Raw genomic sequence first — 16,210 nt, 5'->3', positions numbered from 1 at the left:
TAATGATAAAAGGACGTTCAAGATGAAAAAAACAGGGATTTTATTTCTGATAGTCAGTCTCTTACTAGCCGGCGTATTTATTTATTCCGCCATTACGGGGAGCATTCATGTTACACCGATTGAATTATTGGAAGGGCTTATGACCGGTCAACATGCACAGGTAGAAATCATTAAAGATTTAAGAATCCCCCGCATGCTCATTGCGATGTTTACAGGGGCGGCTTTATCTGTCTCCGGTGTCCTCTTGCAGTCTGTGATGAGGAATCCATTAGCAGATGCAGGTGTTATTGGTATTTCATCGGGAGCTAGCTTCTTTTCTTTAATGGCAATTACAGCGCTTCCTCAATTTTATTTCTACTCTCCTTTATTTTCAGTTTTAGGCGGGGCAATTGCCTGCTTCCTCGTATACGTGTTGTCTTGGAAAGGCGGTTTAAGCCCGATTCGAATGATTTTGGTGGGGATCGCCATCAATGCCATGTTTACAGGGATGGCAGAAGCGTTTGTGACCATTTGCAGCTATTTCAATATCACCATTAATCAGTCGGGACAGTCGAATCTCACGATGAAAACGTGGGGAGATGTCCGTTTAATCGGTGTCTATGGCGTCATTGGGCTTGTGGTTGCGCTTTTCTTTAGCAGATGGTGTAACTTGCTTGCCCTTCAGGATAAGACGGCGAAAAACTTAGGATTGCGTGTGACCAGAATGCGCCTTTTGATTTCAATCACGGCGGTGTTATTAGCAGCGGTGACTGCTGCGGTAGCGGGCGTGATTGCCTTTGTCGGTTTGCTCATTCCCCATATCTCTAGAAGGCTCGTCGGTTCGGACCATCGGGTACTGATTCCATTTTCTGCGTTAAGCGGGGCCTTGCTCATTTTGACGGCTGATACGCTCGGCAGAACGCTTGTGGCACCAAATGAAATCCCTGCTTCTACAATCATGGCTGTCATTGGCGGACCGTTTCTGATCTTTTTATTAAGAAGGGGGGATCGTCTGCATGGACATTCGTGAGGTGTCGTTTTCCTATGATCGACAGAGGGACATTGTTCAATCGGTCACCACGAAGATCGAAAAAGGAAAAATTACGACCATTATCGGTCCAAATGGCTCTGGCAAATCCACGCTGCTTTCTTTGATGGCACATAACCATTGTCCACATAAAGGACAGATTCATTTAAATGGACAAGAGCTGAATGCGTTCAAGCCAAGGGAACTCGCGAGAAAGCTGGCAGTCGTACATCAGCAAAATGAAGCGCCGCTCGATTTAACGATCGAACGAGTCGTGGCATTTGGGAGAACGCCGTACCAAACGATGCGCGGTAGTGACAAGGAAGAAGATGAGAAAGCAATCGAGTGGGCGCTGTCCTGTACCAAGCTGACGGATAAGCGAAAGGTGCCACTCGCCTCATTGTCAGGCGGAGAACGGCAGCGTGTATGGATTGCGATGGCTTTAGCGCAAAAAACACCGATGCTTTTCTTAGATGAACCGACGACTTATTTGGATATGTATTATCAATTTGACATTCTGGAGCTCATTCGAGAGCTCAATGTCGAGCATGGATTAACCATCGTGATGGTCCTGCACGATATGAATCAGGCGATTCGCTATAGTGATGTCATCATCGCCATGAAAGATGGGCAAATCATCCGCGAAGGACAGCCAAATGATGTGTTAACAGAAGAGATGGTGCGGCACATTTATCATGTGTCCGTCACAATTAAGCAGGATGCAGAAACAGGGATGTATATCGTGCCTGTAGGCATATAAGTTGTGCAAAAAGCAGGTGAGACAGTGTGAAACGAGGGAAAAGAATCGGGCAGCGAATGCTGACGATCGTCTGTTTAGGTGTTTTTCTATATAGCGGTACTGCCATTGGCTTGGAGCTCTTAGGCTATTATCAAAATCGTCAGGTGCTTGCAAAGGCTCAGACACTTTACACACACGAGGATGGAATGAAACAGCGAAAACCTGGAGAAATTCGTCAGTCATTTGATGATTTGCGAAAGGTGAATGAAGACATTGTCGGTTGGATTGATATGAAGGACACGATGATTCAGTATCCAATTGTTCAGTCAAACGATAATGCATTCTATTTAACTCGTAATTATGTAAAGGATGACACACGGGCAGGCAGTATCTTTATGGATTATCGTAATGACGTCTTGCATGAAAGTCCCAATACAGTGGTGTACGGTCATCGGATGAGGGATGGGTCTATGTTTGCTGGTCTCACAAACTATTTGAAAAAAGATTTCTTCCAAGATCATCGCACATTTCAGTACGATACGCTGTACCAAAGCTATGAAGCAGAGATTTTTGCTGTGTATGAGACGACAGTCGACTTTGATTATATTCAGACTGATTTTCAGGATCTTGGTGAATATGCGCACTACTTGCAAGCTGTGCGTAAGAAGTCCATCTATCAAACGAAAACAGACGTATCCACAGATGACTTGATTCTCACATTATCGACCTGTGATCATGTGCTGGCACCTAAAAACAAGCGTCTCGTGGTACAGGCGAAGCTAAAGAAAGTTTACTAGAAAAGGAGAGACAGACGGTTGAAATGTTTACATGTGATTTGGGCAGGACTCGTCGCCGTGCTTCTCCTCGGCGGATGCAGCCAGGCGGCGCCTGTCGAGAATGAGAGCAAGCAAGGTGCGCTCAACATTCAGGATTTTGCCGGCAGAACATTATCGTTTCATGAATCACCTGAACGGATCGTCTCGTTGTCAACTGGCGACATGAGCATCATTTATGCTCTAGGTGGTCAGGTTGTCGGCCGGCCAACTGCCGAATTGCCAGACAATCTACAAAAGGCAAAGTCCGTACAATCAATTGGCACAACCCATCAATTTGATGTCGAGCTGATCACGAGTTTAAAGCCCGATGTGGTGCTTGGGAATGAATCATTAAACAGCAAGGATATCTCTACTATAGAAGGAATTGGTTCACAGCTTCTTTTGACAAGTGCCAACTCAGTGAAGGATATCCAGCGTCAAGTTACTTTATTTGGTGATTTACTTGGAAAGCAGCAAAAGGCCAAAGCGCTCAATGCTCAAATCGATCAGCGGATCAAGCAAGTGAAGCAGCCTGAGAAAAAAGTAAAGACGCTCGTTGTGTATGGTGCACCCGGCACATATATGGCGGCACTTCCGCAATCTTTAAGCGGTGATCTGCTGCGGATCGCTGGTGGGGCGAATATTGCTGAAAATGAACCAGCACTCGAAAAGTTTCCGCAATATGCACAAATCAATGCAGAAAAGGTAATCGAGGCCGATCCAGATCTCATTTTGCTGATGACACACAGCAATCCTGAAGATGTCAAAGCAGGCTTTATGAGTGAAATGAAGCAAAATGCGGCGTGGCACGATGTATCAGCTGTCAAAAATGGACACGTTGAGATTCTACCAAGTGACCTATTTGGGACAAATCCAGGCGCAGAAGTCATCAGAGCGATCGATGAATTAGAGAAGAAATTGAAGCGATTGTCATCATGAAGATGAATGCAGAACTAGATTTTCAAAAAAGGCAGTCAAGACGAAAATGGCTGTTACCAGGATTGTTTCTCTCTTTATGTGTGGGCGTCTGTCTAGGACTTGCGGTAGGTTCTGTCCAATTGTCGCTACCGGATTTAATGGCTGTGTTCACGGGATCAGGTCTGCCTGTTCATGAAAAAATTGTCATGGATTTACGGTTTCCGCGTGTGCTCATTGGTTTTCTCGTTGGGGCCTGTCTCGCAGCATCAGGAGCGATTTTACAAGGAGTTGTCCGAAATCCACTGGCTGACCCTGGGATCATTGGTGTGACTGCGGGCGGCGGGTTAGCTGCTGTACTCAGCATGATTGTTCTTCCGCAATTCACGTATTTGCTTCCGGCAGCCGCTTTTCTGGGCGCCTTATTAGCAGCTCTTGTCGTGTATATGCTGTCATTTGATCAAGGGGTTTCACCGCTTAAATTGATCTTGGCAGGTGTTGCCGTCAATGCCTTGCTTGGTGCGGTGATGAATGGGTTTATGGTGCTTTACAGTGAGCGTGTGCAGGCTGTTTTGCCTTTTCTATCAGGGGGATTAAACGGACGGAGCTGGCATCATCTTAGCTTCGTGTCGCCATATGCGCTGGCTGGATTATGTCTTTGTTTTTTCGCCATTAAACCGTCCAATCTCCTTTTGCTTGGCGATGAATCGGCTCAGCTATTAGGCCTTCGAGTAGAGAGGACTCGATTTTTTCTCATTGCGCTGGCCGCTCTTTTAGCTGGAGCGGCTGTCAGTGTCAGCGGTTTAATCGGTTTTGTCGGGCTTGTTGTACCCCATTTTATCCGTCTTTTAATCGGAGATGATTACCGGTATTTGCTACCGATTTCAATGCTTGGAGGGGGCGTGCTTGTGGTCTTTGCCGATACAGCGGCACGGGTCTGGTTTACACCGGTTGAATTGCCTGTAGGGATCTTGCTTGCCTGCATCGGTGCACCTTTCTTCCTCTATTTATTAAAAAAGAAAGGGAGGGGTTAAGATGGATGTCATTGCAATGGATGACGTGAGTCTCAGTCAAGGCGGCTTTCGGCTGTCTTCCATTTCAGCAGCTGTTCCTAAAGGGAGTGTGACCGGAATCATTGGCCCGAATGGGTCAGGTAAGTCGACTTTTATCAAAGCGGCCGCACGACTGACCTCAATCGAAAGCGGCATGATTTACATTCACGACATCCCACAAAAAGAGATGACGGCACAGGAGATCGCCAAGGAGGTGGCAGTTCTCATGCAAACAAGAACCGCCATTCCATCGATGACAGTACGTGAGCTGGTCGCACTTGGACGCAGTCCGCATCGTTCCATCTGGAAAAAAAGCACCACGTCAGATCATGAAGCGATTGAGTGGGCGCTTGAGGTGACGAATAGCCGCACCAATGAAAACAGAATGCTCCATACATTATCAGGCGGAGAAAGACAAAAGGCATATATTGCAATGGCACTGGCTCAGAAGACAGAGACTATCATTCTGGATGAGCCAACCACTTATTTAGACATTGCGCATCAGCTTGAATTACTGGAGCTGCTCAAACAGCTGAATCAAACACATGGCATCACCATTTTAATGGTTCTCCATGACTTGCAGCAGGCCGCAAAATATTGTGACCGTCTCATTGCTATGAAGCGAGGTCAGGTGCATCAAATTGGCTCACCAAAAGAAGTGTTAACAGAAGACTTTTTCAAGGAGGTTTTTGGGATTCAGGCAGAGGTTCACTTAGACGGACCGCATCCACTCATTATCCCCATTGCCTCCATTCAACAACAAAAGGGAGATGAACCAAACATGATTATTGTAAATAACCAAGTAAGAGTAGAAAAAGGCAGTGCCGACCACCTTGTTAAACGGTTTAACAAGCAGGGGCAAGTAGAATTTATGGAAGGTTTTTTAGGAATGGAAGTATGGGTCACTCAGCAGACAACTGATTACGATGAAGTAACCATTCACACCCGCTGGAATCGAAAAGAAGACTTTGTGAATTGGACAAAATCTCAGGCATTTGGTGATGCGCACGCTCATGGAAAGGCGAAACCTGAAGGCCTGTTAAAAAACAAAATTACGTACTATGAAGTGCAAGTCACAAGACCTGCTTTACAGAAAAAAGCCTAAATATTCAAAAGCGCTGCAGCGAAGAAGCAGCGCTATTTTTTTGTGATTGTCTCTTTCCGTCACATATTTTTGACAAAGTATTCAAACAACTGACACAATCCCATCCAAATTTTAGGTAAAATTTACTTTATTTTTGAAGCGCATGGGTGTAAAGTACAGGTATAAATAACTAACCGAATGAAAATCAAGAGTAAAATTTCACCGAGTGAACTATATCAAATGGACTTCCACTTGTGAATCATTGAACAAATAGTGAACTTTTTGTGAAATGGTGAGCATAAATATCTCGAATCATTCGGCATGCGAAAGTAAGGGAGGATGTAAGGCTGTGAGTGAGCTGTTTTTAGCAAGATTTCAATTTGCCTCAACGACATTATTTCATTTTATTTTTGTTCCTATGTCTATAGGTTTGGTATTTATCGTTGCATTGATGCAAACCCTTTATGTCGTCAAGAAAAAAGAGATTTATAAAAAGATGGCAAAATTTTGGGGTCACCTTTTCTTAATTAACTTTGCAGTAGGTGTGGTGACAGGGATTCTGCAAGAATTCCAGTTTGGGATGAACTGGTCTGATTATTCAAGGTTTGTCGGTGATGTCTTTGGTGCACCGCTTGCCATTGAAGCGTTATTGGCCTTTTTCCTTGAATCTACATTTATTGGACTTTGGATATTCGGCTGGGATCGTCTGCCGAAAAAAATTCATTTGTTATGTATTTGGCTCGTTTCTCTTGGTACGATCTTTTCGGCGTTTTGGATTTTACTCGCCAACTCATTTATGCAGGAGCCAGTTGGATTTGTGATTAGAAATGGCCGTGCAGAAATGAATGACTTTGGGGCGCTCGTGACAAATCCGCAACTTTGGGTTGAGTTCCCGCACGTTCTGTTTGGTGCATTGGCAACCGGTGCTTTCTTTATCGCGGGTGTCAGTGCCTATAAAATGATCAAAAAACAAGAAGTGACCTTTTTCAAAAAATCTTTCCAGATTGCCATGGTGCTTGCTTTCATTTCTGGCTTAGGTGTGGCGTTCTCTGGACATGATCAAGCAAAGCACTTAATGGAATCACAGCCGATGAAGATGGCAGCAAGTGAAGCCCTTTGGAAGGATAGTGGAGATCCAGCGGCTTGGACACTATTTGCCAACATTGACACAGATAAAAAAGAAAACTCTGCGGAGATCAATATTCCGTTTGCTTTAAGTTACTTGGCTTATTCGAAGTTTAGTGGAGATGTGCCAGGCATGCTGACCCTTCAAAAAGAATATGAAGCAAAGTTTGGTCCTGGAGATTACATTCCTCCAGTCAAAACAACCTTCTGGAGCTTTAGAATCATGGTGGGTGCCGGCATGTTGATGATTTTTGCTAGTATGATTGGTTTGTATTTGAGCTTTAGAAAAAAACTAGAATCAAACAAATGGTATTTACGCTTCATGGTATGGATGATTGCGTTCCCGTTTATTGCAAACTCAGCTGGTTGGATCATGACGGAAATTGGGCGTCAGCCGTGGACAGTCTTTGGTATGATGACAACCGCACAATCCATTTCACCAAACGTATCGTACGGCATGTTGCTATTCTCAGTCATTAGCTTTACGACCATTTATCTGATTCTTGCCATCGTGCTTGCCTACTTATTCATTCGAGAAATTAAAAAAGGTGCACATTCTGAAGAGAATACAGATCAAAAGGATGAAACGGACCTGTCTACAGATCCATTTGATGGAGGCGCATATCATGGCATATCTTAACGAGATTTGGTTTATTCTTGTCGCAGTACTGTTTGTTGGATTTTTCTTCTTAGAAGGATTTGATTTTGGTGTCGGGATGTCCATGCAGCTGCTTGGAAAAGATGCACATGAGCGCCGCATTTTAATCAATACGATTGGCCCTTTCTGGGATGCGAATGAGGTCTGGTTGATTACAGCAGGCGGAGCTATTTTCGCCGCTTTTCCTCACTGGTACGCTACGATGTTCAGCGGATACTATATTCCGTTTACGGTTCTCCTGCTAGCGCTCATTGGGCGGGGGGTCGCCTTTGAATTTAGAGGGAAGGTCGAGAAGGCTTCATGGATCAAAACGTGGGACTGGGTGATCTTCTTTGGCAGCCTGCTTCCGCCATTTTTACTCGGCGTGCTATTCACAAGTATTTTACGAGGAATGCCCATTGATCAAAGCATGAATATGTACGCTGGATTTACAGACTTTGTGAATCTTTATTCAGTGATCGGCGGGGTAGCTGTGACGGTTCTTTGCCTTCTGCATGGATTGATTTTCGTCACACTCCGCACTGAGGGTGATTTAAGAAATCGTGCAAGAAAGCTCGGTCAGCGTGTTTTATTGATTGCACTGCCGGTTCTTGTTGTATTTGTTGGTGTGTCTATTCTTGAAACAGACATTTATACCGTGCGTCCGATCATTACGATCCCTTTAACTGTACTCATTGTGGTTTGTTATGTAGCGGCTCTATTCTTTATGAGAAAAGAGCGTGATGGATGGACATTTTTATTCACAGGTGCAGGTATTATGGTGACGGTGACCATGCTTTTCACAGCATTATTCCCGCGTGTCATGATTAGTTCGATCAACCATGCATTCGACCTCACCATTCAAAACGCTGCATCAGGATCTTATTCACTGACGGTCATGACGATTGTTGCCATTTCTTTGCTGCCTTTTGTGCTTGGGTATCAAATCTGGAGCTACTATGTCTTCCGTAAACGTGTAAGCGGTAAGGAGCCAATGACCTACTAATGGATAAACGTTTGCTTCAACTAAAAGGAATGAGGGGGCTTCTTGCCCTCTTAGGTATTGTGTCAATCATCCAAGGAGCAAGTATTATTTTTCAAGCACAGTGGCTGGCACATGCCATAACAACGCTGTTTGACGGGAAGAGCCTCATGCAGGCAACGCCTTATGTCTTGCTGTTTCTTGCTGCCTTTCTGGTGCGGCACGGTCTCACCTTGATGCGGGAGAAGGTCATGTTCACCTATTCTTCCCGAATTGGAGCAGACGTCAGAAAGCAGCTGTTGGACCAGCTGTTCCGTTTAGGGCCAGCTTTCACGAAGAAAAAAGGAACAGGAAAGCTTGTGACATTGGCGATGGAGGGCATTGCCCAATATCGTCAGTATTTACAGCTGTTTTTGCCGAAAATGGTGAACATGGCAGTTATTCCGGTGATGGTGCTTGTCTATGTTTGGACATTAGATGAAACATCTGCTGTCATTCTCATTGTCACGCTGCCAATTTTAATTGTTTTTATGATTTTGCTAGGACTTGTCGCTCAGCGTAAAGCGGCCAAACAATGGAGATCGTATGAGAAATTATCCAATCATTTTACTGATTCTCTCCGTGGCCTTGAAACGCTTCGCTACTTAGGGATTAGCAAAAAGCATTCTCGCAATATTGCAGAGGTCTCAAAGCGTTATCGAAAGGCGACGATGAGCACACTGAAAGTCGCCTTTCTTTCATCTTTTGCTCTCGATTTCTTTTCTATGCTGTCCATTGCGACTGTCGCTGTATTTCTCGGCTTGCGCTTAATTGAAGGAGATCTTTTGTTATTGCCCGCTTTGACCGCACTGATGCTTGCGCCAGAATATTTCTTGCCAGTACGTGAAGTAGGTAATGATTATCATGCGACGTTAAACGGTAAAGAAGCGAATGAGGCGATTCAAGTGATTTTAGAGGAAAAGGGCTTCCGAGAGCAGGAGACACAATCCGTGCAGCTGAACGAGTGGAATGAGCAATCTGAGCTCACACTGCAAGATGTCAGTGTCTTGCATGATGAGCATGCACCATATTCGATTCAGGATGTGGACCTCACTGTGAAAGGAAAGAAAAAAATTGGGATCATCGGTGCCAGTGGTTCGGGGAAATCGACGTTAACGGATGTTCTCGGCGGTTTTGTTGAACCGTCTGCAGGTGAAATCATCCTAAACGGAAAGCCGCTTGCTCATTTACAGCTGGCGGCATGGCAAAAAGAAGTCGTTTATATGCCGCAGCATCCTTATTTATTTCACATGACACTGAGAGAAAACATTCGTTTTTATGAACCGAATGCAACCGATGAAGACGTCGAAAGAGCGGTGGAAGAGGCAGGTTTGTCTCAGCTCGTAGCGGATCTCTCCAATGGACTGGATGAGGTCATTGGCGAACAGGGCAGAGGACTGAGCGGTGGACAAGCGCAGCGGATTGCCCTCGCTCGCACAGTGCTCGGCCAGCGATCCATTATGCTGTTAGATGAACCAACGGCTCATCTGGATATTGAGACAGAGTATGAATTGAAGAAAACAATGCTTCCATTGTTTGAAAATAAACTTGTGTTTTTAGCCACACACAGACTTCATTGGATGACGGATATGGATGAAATCATTGTGATGGATCATGGGACGATTGCAGAGATGGGGACTCATGAATCATTAATGAAAAGAAAAGGTGTGTACTATCAATTGGTACAGGAACAAATGGGGGCGGTCACACATGGTCAGTAAAGGCTGGTTTATACCTTATATCAAGGAGAATCAAAAGCTGTTTGCCTTGGTGCTTTTTTTAGGGGCGATTGCGGTGTTTTCTGCTTCTATGCTCATGTATACATCAGGGTTCCTCATTTCAAAAGCTGCCACAAGACCTGAGAATATCTTGATGGTCTATGTCCCCATCGTGGCAGTACGTACCTTTGGTATTTCACGCTCAGCTGCTCGTTATGCAGAGAGACTAGCGAGTCATCAGCTCATTTTGACAATGATTGAAAAAATGCGGGTACGTCTTTATGACATGGCTGAACGAAGTGCCAAACAGACTAAGCTTGGAACAGGTGAAATGCTTGGGCTGTTATCAGAAGATGTGGAGAGATTACAGGATGCGTATTTAAAAACAATCTTTCCATCCATCGGTGCGCTGCTTTTATATGCCGCTTCGATTGGAGCCCTTGGGCTTTTTTCATGGCCTTTTGCCGGATTGATGCTGCTTTATATGGCGCTGCTCGTATTTGTATTCCCATACATCACAGTACTTGTGAACCGGGCGAGACAAATTCAAATGAAGAAAGGCAGAAATGAACTGTACAGCCATTTAACAGATGCCGTCATGGGCGTGAGTGACTGGTTGTTTAGCGGCAGACAGAACGATTTTGTTGAAGGTTATGAACGAAAAGAAGCAAAGCTATTAGCACTCGAAGCGGCAAAGCATCGGTTTATCCGTCTGCGCCAATTTTTAGCACAGCTAGTCATTGGAGGAGCAGTCGTCCTTGTTGTGTATTGGAGCGGCTCAGTCGTTCAGGCTGGTTCTATGCCGCACACGCTGATCGCAGCTTTTGTGCTTGTACTGTTTCCATTAACAGAAGCCTTTCTTCCGCTGTCAGATGCAGCAGGCGATATTCCTGTTTATCAGCATGCCGTCAGCAGATTAAATCATTATGAAAAGCAATCGTATGAAGGATTAGTGGAGAGGGAGGCAGCAGACGAGACACCCGTCTCTGATGGCGTTGAAGCGGTCTGTTTTGATCAAGTCACCTTCGGATTTGAAGTCAATAAACATGTACTAAAGCATTTTTCGTTTTCCATGAAGCAAGGTGAATCGCTCGCTCTTTTAGGAAAAAGCGGTGCAGGCAAATCGACCATTTTAAAACTGTTAGAAGGGGCAGTCGTGCCAAATCAAGGGGTTGTCAGCATTCAGGGGAAACCGGTACAAAGCATTCAAGAGGAGATATCCTCTTATGTGTCTGTGCTCAATCAACAGCCCTATTTATTCGATACGTCTGTTTTAAACAACATTCGCTTAGGTTCTCCAGAAGCGACAGAAGAGCAAGTAAAAGAAGCCGCGCAGCAAGTGCAGCTGCACGATTACATTGAGTCTTTGCCAGAAGGTTATCACACAGGTGTACAAGAGACAGGGGTTCGTTTCTCTGGTGGAGAAAGACAGCGTATGGCTCTAGCACGGATTTTGCTGCAAAACACACCGATTGTTGTATTAGATGAGCCAACCGTCGGGCTTGATCCACGCACAGAGCGTGAATTGCTTGAAACAATCTTCCGTGTGTTAAAAGGAAAAACAGTCATTTGGATCACCCATCATCTCACTGGCTGTGAGGCATGTGACCGTATGATGTTTATTGAAGGTGGACGTATTGAGATGGAAGGGCACCATCATGATTTGCTGAAAGAAAATGTGCGTTATCAAAAGCTGTATGAAATGGATCGTCCATTTTCGGTCGTGTAAAAATTGAACGACAAGAACGTTCGGACAGAAGATTTCTGCCCGAACGTTTTTTTGAGCTTAAGGATTTACTTTTCCTACACCCGCATTTGATACAACTTCTGATTTCACATTGTTCACGTTAAGCAAAGAGTAGTTATAAGGAGGGTTGTACGTACCTGTTGAAGACGTTGGCAGGCTACCTGTGCTGTTAATATATGAGTTGTTGATGACATGCCATGTACCGACTTGACGGCTGTCCCAGCTGCCAATGGCATTGTTTGTATTTTCAAATACGTTGTGCTCAATTCTCATTTTTGCGCCCATACGAGAGTTAATCGCAGTTGTATGGATGCCTTTGTAGTAGTTGTTATACACATGACCTTCTCCGTAGCGCATAGACGGTACACGAGAGTTCAAGTTTTCAAAGCGGTTGTTGTGGAATGTGATTTTTCTGTTGTAGTTATCGTTATCGGAGCTGCCCATCAGCATTGTTTTCCAGCTGTCATGGACATAGTTCCATGAGAACGTAATGTAATCGGAGTCATTTTTCACATCGAATAACCCATCATAGTCATCTTTCCCAGAGTTCAAAGTGTTGTAGAGTTCATTATGGTCGACCCATACGTTTTTAGAACCACCTTCGATTCCGATGGCATCTTTATCACCGATTTTGCTGTGATGGATTTTGAGGTTGCGGATGATGACGTTATTGGCACGCCATACTTTAATACCAATCCCATTAAATTCGCCGTTTGTCCCTTTACCGACGATGGAGACATTGTTTGTATCTTTCACATCAATTTTATTGGCCGATGTATTAGAAGGAGTAATCGTTCCGTCTACCACGATTTTCAATTTTTCATTTGTTCCTTTGCTTTTGAGGGCAGCTAATAGTTCATTTCCGGTTTTCACCGTCACCGTTTTACCGCCTTCACCGCCTGTTGTACCGCCATTTAATGTGGAGAATCCTTGCTGATTAAAATTGGCCATAATCGAAGGGCTTTCTGGATATTTCGTTGCTGCTTTTGCCTCCCCATTTGGCGCAAATAATGAAGTCACGAGACCAACCGCTAACACACCAGCTAACATTGGAACTTTTTTCTTCAACATGAACATCTCCATTCTATATTTTGTTTTAATGTAAACGTTTCCAAAATAAGCTGCGATTCAACCGCTCCTCCTTCCTTCGCCAGCATCGCCTCTTTCGGAATGTAGGAAGAGCATAGCACGCAAAAAGGTATCATCGGCTAAGAATTGGAACGAAGTATTCCACGATTTTCAAGGAAACTAAGGCAATGATTATTTCAATTTATCTACATGAGACAAGGATCATTGACGATAGGTATTGGGGTAACCTAGTGATTATGAAAAGGACGTTCTTTTTTTCAAGGAAAATCAAGATGATTACGAAAGCGTCATTTTGTTAGAGACAAAGACATGTCATAATCATTACATAAGAAAAAATTGGATATCAAATAGATCCATGCGCTAAACAGTAGGTAGAAAAGGCTCCAATTTAAAAAAAGAAGGTCTATTTTAAACGATGCGATCACCGGTGTCGTCTAATCAATAAGAGATAGAAAGGAAGGAGGGACGTGTTTGGAGCAGACCGAGGAGACTTTATGGATCAAGCGGGCAAAACAGGGGGATGATGCCGCATTTACCGCCCTTTATCGGCATCATTATTCGTTTCTTTACCGTTATTTGATGAAATTGACCCTTCAACAAGAGCTGACAGAGGAGATCATGCAAGAAACGATGCTCAAAGCGTACATGAAACTTTCTTCTTTTAGAGGAGATTCATTATTTTCAACATGGCTCATGTCCATTGCATCTAGACAATTTTTAGATCATCAAAAGAAAAGAAAACGTGAACAAACGAGAGAAGGAAAGGCGAATCAAGAAGCCATCCGCCGGTTCAAATGGGATGTTCAGCAAAAAGGCCATACTTGGCATGACATGTGGGATGCTTTAAATGAGTTAAAGGCTCAGGAGAGAGCACCGATCCTTCTCCATTACTATTATGGCTTTACTTACCCTGAAATCGCTTCGATGCTCGGGGTGAGAGAAGGTACGGTGAAATCGAGGGTTCATCATGGGATCAAGAAAATTCGAAAGGAGTGGGACTGATGAAAGAAGATCGTTTCGCCGATCGTTTAAAAGAGGAGCTGCAGGAGCTCGATGAACAAATCGAAGTAGAAAAGCCGAGTGAACAAGCTTTGATGTTGATGCTAAAGCAGGCAAAGGAAAAAGAGAAAAAACGTTTTAAACAAGAAGTGCTGGCGTACATCATCGTCAGTCTGACCATCATGACACTTTTTGCAGCTGCCATTACTCATTTGCCCATCATCTTCATTCTTCTCCAAGTGGTGAGTGTGCCGCTCTGTGTGGTTGTCGGCATCAAGGAATATCAACATATTAAAGGAGGGTCCTCCTTATGAGTCATACGGAAATGATCATCTTATTGTGCGCATTACCGTTACTGTTTGCACAAGGATTTCTCTTATTTATGGATGCTAAGAAAAGAGGGCGTTATAAATGGTTCTGGGGCATCATTGGATTAATCAACTTCCCATCTTCTTCTATTTTATATTGGCTGTGTGTTGTCTTACCTGATCGTAAAAGAGGAGAAAAGCTCAGAAAAAATTGAAGACGTTGTAAAACTTTTGACCTTTTTTTTGAATGATCATCATCTAGAAACAATGAAAGTTTCATGAATGTGTCAAAGAAAGCGGGATGTTGAACGTCCAGTTCGTCATTTCTAGCACGATAGTCATTCTTTGAGCGCGTCATTTTCATGACGGAAGGTGATTCTGCTTAATCTATCTCATTTCGGCATCGTTTTCATCTGTTATCAATATTGATCAGTTTTTACAAATGGTGTTAAATTAATCTCAATATGCGTTAGAAAATCTAACAACCAAAGAGTGAGATATTGACAAGGAGGCAGATGAGACATGTTGACCTTAGATCGAGCAGCACAAACAGCACAAAGCTACATCCACCGTGTGCTAGAGGATGTAGAAAAACGGAATCCAGGCGAGGCGGAATTCCAACAAGCCGTAAAAGAAATTCTGGAATCCCTCGTCCCGGTTTTTGCAAAACACCCAGAGTATGAAAAACAGGGGATCTTAGAACGCTTAATTGAGCCTGAGCGGCTTGTGATGTTTCGTGTACCGTGGGTAGACGATGAAGGCAAAGTACAGGTGAACAGAGGATTCAGGGTTCAATTTAATAGTGCCATCGGTCCTTATAAGGGGGGCATTCGGTTTCACCCATCGGTCAATGCAAGCATCATCAAGTTTTTAGGATTTGAACAAATCTTTAAAAACGCACTGACAGGTTTGCCGATCGGCGGAGGGAAAGGTGGATCAGATTTTGACCCTAAAGGGAAATCTGATGGAGAAATCATGCGTTTTGTTCAAAGTTTTATGAGTGAACTCAGTCGTTATATTGGACCTGATCAAGATGTACCGGCAGGAGATATTGGGGTAGGTGCACGCGAAATTGGCTATATGTTCGGACAGTACAAAAAAATGCGTGGTGCGTATGAAGCAGGTGTCCTGACAGGAAAAAGTCCTGGTTTTGGAGGCAGCTTAGCGAGAAAAGAAGCGACAGGCTATGGACTGGTGTACTTTATGGAAGAAATGTTAAAAGCCCACGGAATGCAATTTGAAGGGCGATCTGTTGTTGTGTCTGGCTCAGGGAATGTATCGATTTATGCGATGGAAAAAGTATTGGAATTAGGCGGAAAGGTTGTGGCTTGTAGTGATTCAAGCGGAGCCATTTACGACCCTCAAGGCATTTCACTTGAGACAGTGAAGCAGCTGAAGGAAGTCGACAACCAGCGAATTGCTGCCTACATAGACATTCACCCGCATGCTGAATTGATTGAAGATTGCGAACAAATTTGGTCTCTTCCTTGTGACATTGCGCTGCCATGTGCGACCCAAAATGAAATTTCAGAGTCGCAAGCACAGCAGCTAGTGGCAAACGGTGTCATCGCTGTAGGAGAAGGGGCCAATATGCCGTCCACACTTGGGGCCGTCAAAGTATTTGAACAACATGATATTTTGTTTGCACCAGCAAAAGCGGCAAATGCTGGCGGAGTGGGTGTTTCGGCGTTAGAAATGGCGCAAAACAGTGCGAGAATGTCTTGGACTTTTGAAGAAGTAGATGGTCAGTTGAAACAAATGATGCAGTCGATTTATCGTCAGTGTACTGAGACAGCTGAAGAATACGGATACGCTGGAAACTTAATGGTAGGCGCAAATATTGCAGGATTTCGCAAAGTGGCAGATGCCATGATCGCACAAGGCGTCATTTAACTCCTGCTCTCCCGCACCTGTTTATTTCATCACAAGATCGGGAATCGTCTTGTAAGAATGAC

At 44.2% G+C, this 16,210-nt stretch carries 15 protein-coding genes; 14 read left to right on the top strand and 1 reads right to left on the bottom strand.

The window, feature by feature from the left end:
* The first annotated feature begins 22 nt into the window (after positions 1–22).
* The 10 genes from N521_RS04255 (at position 23) to cydC (ending at position 11,841) form a co-directional block, all read left to right on the top strand.
* Positions 23–1,009 carry a FecCD family ABC transporter permease gene (locus tag N521_RS04255; RefSeq protein ID WP_007497915.1) on the top strand — a complete coding sequence of 329 codons (987 nt, stop codon included), beginning with the start codon at positions 23–25 and terminating at the stop codon, positions 1,007–1,009.
* Positions 996–1,766, top strand: a complete 771-nt coding sequence (locus N521_RS04250) for an ABC transporter ATP-binding protein (protein WP_035389928.1) — start codon at positions 996–998, stop codon at positions 1,764–1,766. The genes N521_RS04255 and N521_RS04250 overlap by 14 nt, the downstream gene beginning before the upstream one ends.
* Before the next feature lie 26 nt (positions 1,767–1,792).
* The gene (gene srtB, locus N521_RS04245) at positions 1,793–2,542 is read left to right on the top strand and encodes a class B sortase (RefSeq protein ID WP_035389927.1); all 750 of its coding nucleotides are present in this window, start codon (positions 1,793–1,795) and stop codon (positions 2,540–2,542) included.
* Positions 2,543–2,560: 18 nt separating this feature from the next.
* Positions 2,561–3,499 carry an ABC transporter substrate-binding protein gene (locus tag N521_RS04240; protein WP_035389925.1) on the top strand — a complete coding sequence of 313 codons (939 nt, stop codon included), beginning with the start codon at positions 2,561–2,563 and terminating at the stop codon, positions 3,497–3,499.
* Entirely contained in the window at positions 3,496–4,509 is a 1,014-nt protein-coding gene (locus N521_RS04235) for a FecCD family ABC transporter permease (protein ID WP_035389923.1), read from the top strand. The genes N521_RS04240 and N521_RS04235 overlap by 4 nt, the downstream gene beginning before the upstream one ends.
* A gap of 1 nt (position 4,510) precedes the next feature.
* Positions 4,511–5,632, top strand: a complete 1,122-nt coding sequence (gene isdG / locus N521_RS19875) for a heme oxygenase (RefSeq protein ID WP_035389921.1) — start codon at positions 4,511–4,513, stop codon at positions 5,630–5,632.
* 328 nt (positions 5,633–5,960) lie between these two features.
* Positions 5,961–7,376, top strand: a complete 1,416-nt coding sequence (locus N521_RS04225; RefSeq protein ID WP_035389919.1) for a cytochrome ubiquinol oxidase subunit I — start codon at positions 5,961–5,963, stop codon at positions 7,374–7,376.
* Positions 7,363–8,379, top strand: a complete 1,017-nt coding sequence (gene cydB / locus N521_RS04220) for a cytochrome d ubiquinol oxidase subunit II (RefSeq protein WP_017368319.1) — start codon at positions 7,363–7,365, stop codon at positions 8,377–8,379. Before N521_RS04225 ends, cydB begins: the two co-directional genes overlap by 14 nt.
* On the top strand, positions 8,379–10,115 hold the full coding sequence (cydD, locus tag N521_RS04215; RefSeq protein WP_035389917.1) for a thiol reductant ABC exporter subunit CydD: 1,737 nt from the start codon (positions 8,379–8,381) through the stop codon (positions 10,113–10,115). The genes cydB and cydD overlap by 1 nt, the downstream gene beginning before the upstream one ends.
* On the top strand, positions 10,105–11,841 hold the full coding sequence (gene cydC, locus N521_RS04210) for a thiol reductant ABC exporter subunit CydC (protein WP_035389915.1): 1,737 nt from the start codon (positions 10,105–10,107) through the stop codon (positions 11,839–11,841). The genes cydD and cydC overlap by 11 nt, the downstream gene beginning before the upstream one ends.
* 57 nt (positions 11,842–11,898) lie before the next feature.
* Here cydC and N521_RS04205 read toward each other — a convergent pair whose 3' ends face one another.
* The gene (locus N521_RS04205) at positions 11,899–12,930 is read right to left on the bottom strand and encodes a pectate lyase family protein (protein ID WP_008345573.1); all 1,032 of its coding nucleotides are present in this window, start codon (positions 12,928–12,930) and stop codon (positions 11,899–11,901) included.
* A gap of 489 nt (positions 12,931–13,419) precedes the next feature.
* On the opposite strand from N521_RS04205, the gene sigY reads away from it, so the two are divergent.
* The 4 genes from sigY to gdhA all read left to right on the top strand — a co-directional run bounded on the left by sigY (position 13,420) and on the right by gdhA (position 16,148).
* Positions 13,420–13,950 (top strand): RNA polymerase sigma factor SigY, encoded by a 531-nt coding sequence (sigY, locus tag N521_RS04200; protein WP_007497895.1) that lies wholly within the window; start codon positions 13,420–13,422, stop codon positions 13,948–13,950.
* Entirely contained in the window at positions 13,950–14,261 is a 312-nt protein-coding gene (locus tag N521_RS04195) for a YxlC family protein (protein WP_035389913.1), read from the top strand. The genes sigY and N521_RS04195 overlap by 1 nt, the downstream gene beginning before the upstream one ends.
* The gene (locus N521_RS04190; protein WP_035389911.1) at positions 14,258–14,470 is read left to right on the top strand and encodes a hypothetical protein; all 213 of its coding nucleotides are present in this window, start codon (positions 14,258–14,260) and stop codon (positions 14,468–14,470) included. Before N521_RS04195 ends, N521_RS04190 begins: the two co-directional genes overlap by 4 nt.
* Before the next feature lie 307 nt (positions 14,471–14,777).
* Positions 14,778–16,148, top strand: a complete 1,371-nt coding sequence (gene gdhA, locus N521_RS04185) for an NADP-specific glutamate dehydrogenase (protein ID WP_035389910.1) — start codon at positions 14,778–14,780, stop codon at positions 16,146–16,148.
* Positions 16,149–16,210: the final 62 nt, after the last annotated feature.

It is taken from the genome of Bacillus sp. UNC125MFCrub1.1, from assembly GCF_000701305.1.
Lineage (GTDB): Bacteria > Bacillota > Bacilli > Bacillales > Bacillaceae > Bacillus > Bacillus altitudinis.
The sequence above is the reverse complement of the archived record's forward strand: the minus strand, read 5'-3'. Positions and strand labels throughout refer to the sequence as shown.